The sequence below is a fragment of the Fulvivirga lutimaris genome (assembly GCF_009711525.1).
Lineage (GTDB): Bacteria > Bacteroidota > Bacteroidia > Cytophagales > Cyclobacteriaceae > Fulvivirga > Fulvivirga lutimaris.
In genome coordinates this window covers 1-2,366 of the sequence record NZ_SMLV01000127.1, presented here as the reverse complement: position 1 = coordinate 2,366, position 2,366 = coordinate 1, and the positions used below count along the sequence as shown (strand labels likewise).

Below are 2,366 nucleotides of genomic sequence, written 5' to 3'. Positions count from 1 at the left end.
TTTTTGGAAGGCTCAGGAGGTAACATAGGAGTACTTCATGGTAATGATGGTGTAATGATAGTTGATGATCAGTTTGCTCAGTTGAGTGATAAGATCAAAGCTGCTATAGCCGGATTGTCTGAGGGCAAGCTTAAATTTGTAGTAAATACCCATTACCATGGTGACCATACAGGAGGAAATGAAAACCTTTCAAAAAATGGTGCGCAAATAGTCGCTCAAGATAATGTGAGAGCAAGACTAAAGGAGTCCTTTTCTGATCCTATTATGGGTAGGGAAGTGCAGGCTAAAGCCTCAACTTTTTGGCCGGTGATAACTTTTAGTGAAGAAATGAGCTTTTTCATTAATGATGAGAATGTCAATATCATCTATTTACCTAATGCCCATACCGATGGAGATGCCTTAGTATATTTTAGAAAAGCCAATGTTATACACACGGGTGATGCTTTTGTTAGGTATGGGTATCCTTTTATTGATGTGAGTGCTGGTGGCTCTATAGATGGTTTTATTGCTGCGCAAGATAAAATATTGAAAATTGCAGATGAAAACACCAAAATCATACCTGGTCATGGGCAAATATCATCAATTAATGATGTTAAAGAACTTAGGGATATGTTAGTTGGAGCCAAAGAGGCGGTGGTAATCTTAAAGAGTGAAGGAAAAATGTTGGATGACTGCATTAATGCAAAACCACTGGCTAAATACCACGATAGGTGGAGCGGAGGTTTTATCAATTCTGATCTATTCGTTAGGCTGATTTACGAGTCAACCAAGTAGAGTCGAAACCAATGTTTGAACATTATTTAGAATAATAGCCGATTTCCTTACATGAGTAGGTCTAGTTGGTAGGTATGCATACTATTTTAACTACAACCGGGTTAAGTTTGCAAATCTATTTTTTGGTATATTATGTCTATTAACTCGGTTATTCCTCTTCACTATAAAGAGGATTTAAATCTTTTTTTTAAGGTTAAAAGTATTGTTGCAGGTATTATAGGTGTAGCGATAATTCAGTCTATTATAGCCTTTGCCTTTTTATTATTCAAATCTGACTGGTTTGAATTAGGCATGAATTTATTTACAGGGCTATATTCAGTTGGCTGTATTTTCATTTTGCGGTACTTTAAGTCGCTTGAAAATTACCTTAACGCTGTATTATCGGGCTTTTATCTTTTTGTTTTTGCCTTTGTTATATTTAATGGTGGTTTGCTTTCGGATGCTATATTCTGGCTGGCAATACTATTAACTATCAATGTATTGTGCACCAAAAGACAACACGCTCAATTTTGGGCAACGATAGTTTTGATTTTCGTTGCAGGAATAGCTGTATCCACTCAATTTGGTGTGACTTTTAATCCTCCAAAATATGATGAGACTTATCGCGCAATTAATTTGGTAGCCTTCTATTCGGCTCTGCTCATTACAGCTTTTATCTTTGCATCATTAAGAAAAAACAACTTCAAAATACATCAAAAAGATATTGGTAAGTTAAGGCAGTTGCACGAAGAGAAAAGAGATATGATTAATGTGATTACTCATGACTTAAAATCTCCAACGAATAGAATATTGGGATTGATTGAAGTATTAGATCGTTCGAACCTTAGAGAAGAGCAACTAGAAATAATAGAACTCATTAAAAAGACAAATGATTCCTCTAACGGAATTATAAACTCAATACTTGGCCCCTCGAAGTGCGGAAAAAAGAAGAGTGAGGCATATGAGTTGGGACATTTAATTAAAGATATTACCCAGTCGTATCGTATCAATGCTGATAGCAAGGCTATTAATCTGGTAGTAAATATCTCTGATAATCATTTACTTACCGTTGATAGGTTTCAACTGATAAGAATATTAGACAACCTGATTACCAATGCCATTAAATTCTCTCAGATAGGAGGTGAGGTAAAAATAAGCACTTATCAGACTGATGGTATGGTTAAGGTACTTGTTACTGACTCTGGGCCTGGTTTCTCTGAGCATGATCGTAAGTTTTTATTTGATAAGTCTGTAAAACTATCTGCCAAGCCGACTGGTAATGAAGCTTCACATCGCTTAGGCCTTTATATAGTCAATAAGTTATCATTACAAATAGGCGTAAAGGTAGACTTGATTGAATCTTCTGCCATGGGCTCTACTTTTGAACTTGCTATTCCTTTAAAAGAATTAAAGGAAACCAAAACTGCCTAAGAAAAAAGGACCTATGCAATATATTGCATAGGTCCTTTTTTAATATCCACTACTTCAGGGTATTGTGAAATGTGTCCAGATTGCTGGGGTATTTATTAGCTAGTAAAAATATTCCATAAGCTCGCATAATCTTCAATTGCCAGAACGGCAATCTCATATTTGGTTTGTTCAACTCAATCAGC

At 35.7% G+C, this 2,366-nt stretch carries 2 protein-coding genes; both read left to right on the top strand.

What is annotated here, in order from left to right:
* Positions 1–774, top strand: a 774-nt coding sequence (locus tag E1140_RS00675) for an MBL fold metallo-hydrolase (protein ID WP_155178027.1), incomplete at its 5' end; no start/stop codon positions are given.
* A gap of 132 nt (positions 775–906) precedes the next feature.
* Positions 907–2,184 carry a sensor histidine kinase gene (locus E1140_RS00670; RefSeq protein WP_155178026.1) on the top strand — a complete coding sequence of 426 codons (1,278 nt, stop codon included), beginning with the start codon at positions 907–909 and terminating at the stop codon, positions 2,182–2,184.
* Positions 2,185–2,366 lie beyond the last annotated feature (182 nt).